This is a genomic window from Vicinamibacterales bacterium, from assembly GCA_036012125.1.
In the GTDB taxonomy this organism is placed as follows: Bacteria; Acidobacteriota; Vicinamibacteria; order Vicinamibacterales; family UBA823; genus UBA11600.
This window is the reverse complement of record DASCOS010000020.1, coordinates 244,857-254,145: the sequence shown is the minus strand read 5'-3', so window position 1 is coordinate 254,145 and position 9,289 is coordinate 244,857. Positions and strand designations below refer to the sequence as shown.

The 9,289-nt window shown below is 57.3% G+C and carries 4 protein-coding genes and 1 tRNA gene; 3 read left to right on the top strand and 2 right to left on the bottom strand.

The features are described 5' to 3' along the window. The coding region (locus QGH09_08140; protein HJO18151.1) for a PQQ-dependent sugar dehydrogenase at positions 1-3,452 on the top strand (3,452 nt) is incomplete at its 5' end. A gap of 343 nt (positions 3,453-3,795) precedes the next feature. After that, entirely contained in the window at positions 3,796-4,935 is a 1,140-nt protein-coding gene (locus tag QGH09_08135) for an SGNH/GDSL hydrolase family protein (GenBank protein HJO18150.1), read from the top strand. A 237-nt stretch (positions 4,936-5,172) separates the two neighbouring features. On the opposite strand, the gene QGH09_08130 is transcribed toward QGH09_08135, so the two are convergent. Next, positions 5,173-5,259, bottom strand: a tRNA-Leu gene (locus QGH09_08130). Between the two features lie 168 nt (positions 5,260-5,427). Here QGH09_08130 and sppA point away from each other — a divergent pair. After that, positions 5,428-7,164, top strand: coding sequence for a signal peptide peptidase SppA (sppA, locus tag QGH09_08125; GenBank protein HJO18149.1), 1,737 nt, complete (start codon positions 5,428-5,430; stop codon positions 7,162-7,164). A 65-nt stretch (positions 7,165-7,229) separates the two neighbouring features. Here sppA and QGH09_08120 read toward each other — a convergent pair whose 3' ends face one another. After that, entirely contained in the window at positions 7,230-9,146 is a 1,917-nt protein-coding gene (locus tag QGH09_08120; protein HJO18148.1) for a peptidyl-prolyl cis-trans isomerase, read from the bottom strand. Positions 9,147-9,289: the final 143 nt, after the last annotated feature.

Genomic DNA, 9,289 nt, shown 5'->3' with positions numbered 1-9,289 from the left:
GGAATCCTATGTCCGACCGCCACGCTCGACTGATCGCCCTCGCTGTAATCGCCCTCGCGACGTTGAATACAGCCGCGTGCGCGACGGTGGAATTAACGCCCGAAGAAATACGCAGCGTAAGAATCTCCGGTCTACGCGCTCGCGCGGAGCAGGGTGACCTCGTTGCCCAGGTCATCTTAGGAGATTTGTACGCCGAGGGGGATGGCGTACCACAGGACGAGGCGGAGGCGGTGCGGTGGTATCGGTTAGCGGCGGAACAGGGCTATGCCGAAGCCCAGCTTGCACTGGGCGGGATGTATTTTGCCGGGCGGGGAGTGCCGGAAGATGCGTCCGAAGGGGTGCGATGGTGGCGACTCGCAGCGGAGCAAGGGCATCAGCCGGCGCAGACCGGGCTTGGGGGCCGATATTTCGACGGGCGAGGCGTGCCGCGGGATGAGGCCGAAGCGGTGCGGTGGTATCGGATGGCGGCCGAGCAAGGCGATGCGGAGGTGCTGGACTGGCTTCTCGTTGCGGCGGAGCAAGGTTCGGCTGAAGCGCAAGTGAATCTTGCGGAGATGTATTCCGAGATGATCGACGAGGCACGGCCTGATTCGGACACGTTCCGATGGTACCGGCTAGCAGCGGAGCAGGGTCATGCGGACGCAGTGGTGTGGTTGCAACAAACGGCGGAAAGCGGCGATTCCGGGGCGCAGGTCGTCCTTGCGGGTATGTATGCCACCGGGCGGGGGGTTCCGCAGGATGACGGGGAAGCGGTGCGGTGGTATCGGCCGGCGGCCGAGCAAGGAAATGTTGCGGCGCAGGTGAACCTCGGAGTGATGTATGAGGGAGGCCGCGGTGTTACGGAGGACCCGGCGGAAGCGATGGCCTGGTATCGCCGCGCGGTCGAGGAAGGGTCGGAGGAGGCGGTAACGTGGATTCGTGAAGCGGCCAATCAAGGTTGGGCCGAAGCGCGGGTTATCCTCGCGGCTGTTTATGCCTCGGGCCAAGGCGTGGCGCAGGATGTGGCGGAAGCATTACGGTGGTATCGCTTGGCCGCTGAACAGGGCAGTCCCGAGGCCGTGTCAGGCATCCACCGGATAGCTGAGCAAGGCAATGCTGAAGCGCAGTTTGCGCTTGGGGAGATTTATTTCTCGGGGCAAGGGGTCGCGGAAGATGCCGCCGAAGGGGTGCGGTGGTGGCGCCTTGCGGCGGAGCAAGGCCATCTCCCGGCGCAAACCGGCCTTGGCGGAAGGTATTTTGACGGCCGGGGTGTGGCGCAGGACGCTGCCGAAGCGGTGCGGTGGTATCGGCTGGCGGCCGAGCAGGGGGATGCGGAGGTGCTGGCGTGGCTGCACCTGAACGCGGAGCAGGGCGTGATGCCGGCGCAGGCGGGTCTTGCGGAGATGTATGCCGACGGCCGGGGTGTGGCGCAGGACGCAGCCGAAGCGCTGCGATGGTATCGGCAGGCGGCGGAGCAGGGGCATGTTGATACGCAGCTTGAGCTTGGGGGGATGTATTTTTCCGGTAAGGGCGTGGCGCAGGATACGAGAGAAGCGCTGTGGTGGTATCGGCAGGCAGCGGAGCAAGGTGCTGCCGAGGCCACGGCGTGGGTCCGCCGGATGGCTGAGCAAGGCAGTACTGAAGCGCAGCATGGTCTCGGGGTGATGTATGCCGAGGGGCGCGGGGTTACACAGGACGAGGCGGAGGGGGCACGGTGGCATCGGCTGGCGGCGGAACAAGGCGATGCTACGGCGCAGCTTGCCCTTGGGATTATGTATGGGCGTGGCCGCGGTGTTACGCAGGACGAAGCCGAAGCGGTGCGGTGGTATCGGCTGGCGGCGGAGCAAGGGCATGCTGACGCGCGGTTCACTCTTGGAAGTATGTATTTGGACGGGCGAGGCGTGGCGCAGGACACGAACGAAGCGGTGCGGTGGTATCTACTCGCAGCCGAACAGGAACATCTTGCGGCCCAGCTCACCCTTGGGAGCATGTATGCCGAGGGTCGGGGTGTGGCGCAGGACGCAAGTGAAGCAGAGCGGTTGTATCTGCTAGCGGCCAAACAGGGTTCGGCGGCGGCGCAGCGCGCCTTGGTGGCTATCTACGCCAACGGTCATGGCGTCGCGGAAGACCCCTTTTCTAACCTCATTGCCGCAGGGCATCGTGCCATCGAGGTCGGCATTGTCGAGTTCGCCACCATCCCGAACCGTGATGGAACGGCGGCACGGATGATGCTGCTGATCGATGAGCCAGGCACGCGTCGCTTGTTTGTGAATGACATGCGGGGACCGCTATATAGCGTTAGCTACAACGGCGTGACTGTGACACAGTACCTCGACCTGAATGAGCACAATTGGGGGATACCTGTTATTTCGTCCTGGAGCGAGCAAGGTTTTCAGAGTTTCGCTTTTCATCCGCAGTTTAACGACCTAGGAACTCCCGGCTTTGGGAAGTTCTACACCCTCACGGACACCACTGATACGCGGCCGCCGGCTGACTTTACGTCAGGCGGTGACATTAACTCGCACGATACGGTCCTGCTCGAGTGGACTGCTGAACATCCTGAGGCCGTGACCTACGATGGCGGCTTGCCACGCGAGCTAGTCCGTTACGAACAGCCCGTTGGCAATCACAATGGTGGCCACCTCGCCTTCAACCCGCTTGCATCGCCAGGCGATGCCGAGTTCGGATTGCTCTACATGGGCGCCGCCGATGGTGGCGATGGTGGTGACCCACTCAACCTGGCCCAGAATCCGGGCTCCGCTTTCGGGAAGATTCTGCGTCTCGACCCGCTGGGCTCCAACAGCACCAACGGTGAGTACGGCATTCCCGCCGACAATCCATTTGCGAACGATCGCAATCCTGACACACTCGGGGAAATCTACGCCTTGGGTCTGCGTAACCCTCAACGCTTTAACTGGGACTCGGCTACTGGCAACATGTTTGTTGCCGACATCGGGCAAGCGTCAGTGGAAGAGGTTAGCCTCGTCACGGCCGGCGCCAACCTCGGCTGGAACAACTGGGAAGGCAGCTTCGGATTTTTCGGCACTCAAGGGGTCGTCAATCTCGCCAACCCACGCGGCGATCCTCAGATGACGTATCCCGTCGTCGAATACGGGCAACTCGACCCGCTTCTGCAGCCAGCCTCCGCGGTGACAGGTGTCTATGTTTATCGCGTGGCCGCGATTCCCCAACTCACAAACCTCGTGCTGTTTGGTGACAACCCCAGCGGCGAGGTCTTTGCCTTTTCTGCTGACAACCTTCCTGCGGGTGGCCAGGAGGCAATTCACCGTATTCTGTTCAACAATGGTGATGGCCCAAAGACCTTGCTCCAGTTGATGCAGGATAGAAACACCGTGGAAGGGCAAGAGGTGGTGACTCGCGCTGACATGCGTCTCGGTCTCGGCCCCAACGACCAGATCTTTGTGCTAAACAAACATGACGGAATCATTCGTCTACTTGTTGCTGAGCGCTGAGTTTTTTGGAAAAAGTGACACAAAACGATCTGACGGGGCGGCGATCATCGCCGCCCTTTTTGATTACTGCTAGAATTGCTAGGAAAATGTGGTGCGGAAGGGGGGATTTGAACCCCCACGCCCTTGCGAGCACAAGCTTCTGAGACTTGTGCCAAGCCTAGTCACAACCATTCACAGCCTGTCTCTATTGACGAAAATTGTCACAGCTAGTCACAGGTACGCGCAAGTGACTGACAAAAGGGCACACGCTTCAATCACGTTGAACCCTCCACCGCACTAGGCTAGGCTGGAGGTTCCACGGTTCGTTCGGTATATGGGCGTGAGGCCTCTAGAATCTTTATAAATGAAGTTCCGTCCCTTTGTGTTTCGGGTGTTCACCGTTTCTCTCAGTGTGGGGCTGGCGCTGGCGCTCGTGGAGGTGGTTCTCCAGGTGCACAACCCGCTGCGATCGAGCGTGCGCCAGAACCGTGTCGTCCTCAACGTTAATAATCGAATTGAAGTACCGAAACGGGACGGGAACGGCGACACAGTTTATACGACCAACAGCCTTGGATTCCGAGGGCCGGAGCCGCCATCGGACTTCGCAGAGCGACTTACGGTCTTAGCCATCGGAGGAAGCACGACGGAAGACTTCTACCTTGATGATGAGGACACATGGCCATTACGCCTAGCCAGCGAACTGAGCCCCTACTTCCGCGACTTATGGGTGAACAACGCAGGAATATCAGGTCATTCGACGCTGGGGCACACTGTTCTTGTCCGTGATTATGTTAGCGCTCTCGGGCCGAAGGTGGCACTCTTTTTGGTTGGGGTCAACGACATGGGTCGAACCGAGGAGCCTGAAGCCGTCGATGGCTCATACAATTTTCTCTATAACACAACGAACCCAGGTTGGAGCGAATGGGTAAACACCAAGGTCAGGTCAAGCGAGCTGGTCAATGTGGTAATTACTCTGAAACGATTGTGGTGGGCGACACGCCTCGGAGTCGTCTACAGGCCGAATTACAACCTGCGCGAAGTTCAGCATCGTGAGGTTTCTGGTGTGGAGATTACCAGACTCCTTGACACGGTTCGGAAGGAACTAATCCCGTCTTATGTCAGGCGTCTGCGTGTGCTGATCGAGAACTGCGTCAGGGCTGGCATCAAGCCGATCTTCATCACGCAGCCTGCGCTTTACGGCGAAGGTGTCGACCCCGTGACCGGCGTCCACCTCGATACAATCGTGACCGGCGAGATAAATGGTCAGCTGAGTAATGGTCGCGTGAGTGCAGAGGTTCTCGGTGAGTATAATCGTGCGCTGGTTGAAATTGCAGCGCAGTACAATGTTTCGGTTCTAGACCTTGCCGACCAGCTACCCAGCCGGTCCGATCTGTACCTTGACCTCACTCACTTCAACGATGCGGGTAGTGCCAAGGTGGCCCAGATTGTTGCTTCAGGGTTATTACCAGTCTTGGAGGCCGAGTTTCCCGAGTTTCGACGATGACATCTTGTATTTCGACCGACTCCGGAGCACTAGAACCGCTCACGTCGAACCAGTAGCCAGCGTTGGAACGCATGGAAGCGTCAGCGGAGCCGACCGATGACGTAGCTGAGTCGCTTTCCATGACCGCAGTGCGCTGAGTTTTTTCCGTAAATTGACACAAAATTGGCACACGGCGGCTTCACGGGGCGGCGGTCATCGCCGCCCTTTTTCATTACTGCTAGAATTGCTAGGAAAATGTGGTGCGGAAGGGGGGATTTGAACCCCCACGCCCTTGCGAGCACAAGCTTCTGAGGCTTGCGCGTCTGCCAGTTCCGCCACTTCCGCGATGTGACAGGTTCCCAGGTCATACCCGGATTGGCGATTATAGCTGGAAGGTAGAATGGGCGTCGACCGAACTCGTCTCTCTTCGACCCCCCTTGTCGAGTAAGCTCAACGCTGGAGTGTGAAAGATGCTTTGCTGGTCTTGTGCATGGCTACTAAGGAGGTGCGGTGATGTTTGTACGACGCGGTATTAGGTTCCTCCTGACGCTGTTCATGACGGCTGTGATTGTTTCATCGCTCACCATGGTGGTGGTCTATTTTCTGTTATCGCGGGGGCCATCAGTGCCGCGCAACGCAACCCTCGTGCTGCGTGTGCCATCCGTTCTGACAGAAGTCAATGCGGGTGGCCTTTTGGGACAGGTCTTTGGGGCGCCGCCGACACTCCGGTCAGTCGTTGACAACCTTCACAAAGCGGCAGTGGACGATCGAGTATCTCGGGTTATTTTGGTCCCGAGCGGCGGACAGGCGCTCTGGGGAAAGATTCAGGAGGTCAGAGATGCGGTGATGGCTTTCAAGAGGTCTGGGAAATCCATCGTCGCGTATCTAGAGTATGGCGGAGGCCAGCAATATTACTTAGCGACGGCAGCTGACGAGATTTACTTGATGCCGACAAGCCCACTTGACCTGATGGGAGTGGCCAGCTACGAACTCTTTCTTCGTGGCACATTCGACCTGATTGGTGTCTATCCAGATTTTCTACACGCAGGGGACTACAAGACAGCAGGGAACCTCTTTACGGAGGAGACCTTTACGCAGCCACATCGTGAAATGTCGGAATCGTTGAATGCGGACCTGTTCGATCAGTTAGTTCTCGATATTGCCACGAGTCGTGCCCGTCCAGTTTCCGAGATCCGTGCACTCATTGCCGAGGGTCCATTTCTATCAGAGGACGCGCTCACGGCTGGGTTGGTCGACGAGTTGAGGTACGAAGATGAAGTATTAGCAATCGCTGCCGAAGGGCAACCACAGAAGATTAGTGGCCAAGACTACACCAACGTAAGTCTTCAATCAGTCGGACTGAATACAGGACCGAAGATTGCAGTTATTAATGTCGCTGGTGTCATCAACACTGGACGGAGTGGTTATAACTCGACTGAGGGGAGTGTGGTTGGGTCTGATACGGTCATCGAGCACCTCAGAGAGGCGCGGAATGATTCAACAGTGCGCGCCATTGTTCTGCGGATTGACAGTCCAGGTGGATCGGCGATTGCTTCAGATGTAATCTGGCGTGAGGTTGTGTTGACTAGGACTGACACGCCGGTCATTGCATCCATGTCAGATGTGGCGGCGTCCGGTGGTTACTACATTGCGATGCCTGCCCAAGCCATTGTTGCCCAGCCGGCAACACTTACCGGTTCTATCGGGGTGGTGGCTGGCAAGTTTGTTGTAGGTGAGGTCTTTAGCAAGCTTGGCGCAAATATCGAATCGGTGAGTCAGGGCCGCTTTGCTGAAATCAATTCTCCAGTCAGGGCGTTCTCTCCGGCTGAGCGTGCGAAGGTGCAGGTGCAGCTCGACGCTGTTTATGAAACGTTTGTCCGTAAAGCAGCCGAGGGGCGAGCTATGACGCGGGAGGAGATTCACGCCGTCGCACAAGGCCGAGTGTGGACCGGGCGTCAGGGTCAGCAGATGGGCCTCGTTGATGAGTTGGGTAGCTTGGACCACGCGATCGCGGTCGCTAAGCAGCACGCTGATATTGAACCGGAGACGGATGTAGAATTGGTGTTCTATCCACCAGCACGGGGCCTGTTGGAGACACTACGTCAGCCTCTGGTTAGCGTTCGCAAGAGTTTCCCCGCTCCACTGTTTTCGTCTGCAGAAATGCATGCGCTAAGCGCTTTCTCAGCAGCACTTCGGCTATTCAAACAGGGAGAGGCTCTAATGCTGATGCCATACCTCTTCCTACCGTGAAGAGGAGCAACCAGAGAGTTCTAGCGGCTTGGACTTATCGGAGATCGGTCTTTAAGACGGTCAGGTCAGAGGATGGACATCGCCAAGGTTTCCATATTGATCTCAATCTGCATGGTTTCCTTAGCCTGTGTCATGTAGGCACTAAAGAAGCGCCCCTGCCGGTCCATTAGCAACTCGCCACGGAGGGTATCCTCTGCCTCAGCAAACCCGTCTTCAGTCGCTTCTTCCCGCTCGGCTACGTGAATAACCGCGACCAGGTCGTCAGTTGCCAAGACATCGCTGGTTTCGCCAACCCCTAGTGAAAAAGCAATTTCCTCGATTTCTGGTCGTGATCTCAAGCCGCTCACGACCGCACCCCTTGCGGCGAGGTCGTCAGTCGTCACCACCAAGTCGGCCCGTTCCGCAGCCGCCATGAAGCTTTCGGCCTCTTGCAGAAGTGGCGTAATCTCGGCCGCGCGCCGCTCGGCAGCCTCTCGTGCACGTAAATCGATGACATCCGACTCGACTTGGTCACGCACTTCGTCGATTTCCGGTGCGTATGACTCCTGTTCGTCGGTTACGGTCAAGAAGACGTGCCCCGTAGGCGTACGAAGTGGGCCTCCCACCTCCCCTAGCTCGAACGTAAAGGCGGCCGAGGCTACACCCGAGGTGAGTCCCAGTCCGTCTATCGCCTCACTACGAGCGAAGTAGTTCGACTCGGTCACGGACAAGCCGTGTTCTTCAGCAGCCCGCACGAGATCCTCCTGTGTTGCTAGGTCACCTGCCATTTGCTCGGCCATAAGATCAGCCTGGCGCTGGGCTTGTTCAAACTGAAGCTGGTCGGAAATTTGTTCCCGCACCTCGTCGAGTGGGCGAGTAGAAGCCTCTTGTTTGTCAGTTACATGAATGATGTGAAACCCATATTCAGTCTGGACGAGATCGCTGATCGTGCCAGGTGCCATGGAAAACGCGGTTGCTTCAAATTCAGGGACCATCCGCCCGCGGCTGAAATAGTCCAAATCACCGCCGAGGCTTGCTGATCCAGCATCCTCGGAATGTTCTTCAGCCAGCGTTGCAAAGTCAGCTCCCGACCTAGCGTCGGCCAGTACAGCTTCTGCCTGGGTTCGCACTTCAGTCTCGTCTTTACCCTCAGTCTCGAACAGGATGTGGCTGGCTCGTACTTGCTCTGATGTTGAGTACTGCGACGCATTATCGGTGTAGTACTGTGCGATGTCAGTGTCAGGCACGACAACGTTGGGCCGGAGTGTTTCAGCTTCGATGAGCAAATAGTTGATCTGTCGCTTTTCAGGAACCCGATAGGTCGCGGCGTTCACCTCAAGATGTCCAGCCAACTCTTCGGCAGTTGTCGTAATACTGTCGCGGAACTCGTCTGGCGAGAAGGTAACGATGTCAAGTTTCACTTTCTCGTTCCGCAAACGATACTCCTCGTGCAATTCGTCGTCCGACACGTCGATCCAGGCGGTGATGGCACTCCGCAATTTGTCGACTAAAAGACTTCGCCGCATGCCTTCTTCAAACTGTTCCTCTGTCATCGGTGGAGTCTGCGAACGTAGCAGCAGGCGGTATTGTTCCTGTCCGATGAAGGTGCCGTTATTCTGCAACCCAGGTAGACTCAGAAGTCTCTCGGTGACTTCGACGTCACTAATACTTAAATCAAGCCGCTCGGCTTCAATGACCGCGGCTTCCTCATCGATCATTTGTTGCAGGATTTGACGGTCAAAGCCCAATTGCCGGAGGAGCTGGTCATTGATCTCATCGCCGTAGGCGAGCTGATACGACTGCACTTGTTCAAAATATTGGCGGCGGAAATCTACCGAAGTGATTTCCCTTCCCTCGATGCTCGCCACGACGTCGTTTGGGGCAACGCCGATCGTAGGATTTAGAAAGTCAGGAATGTATAGGAACATGAAGGCGAGTACAACAACCCCGAGGCTCCACTTCAGCCAATTCTTGTGTTGCCGCATCCGGTCAAGCATTGTCATAATCTGTCACTCCCTGCCCGCCTTTAGGCGGCCGACCCAAGCTAACATCGTAGAACAAGAAGTTTCACCCCTGCAAGCACTTGAATAAGGCGCACGCTTCTGGCGGGACTTCTGGAAACTATGCAATCGGCATCCGGTGGACG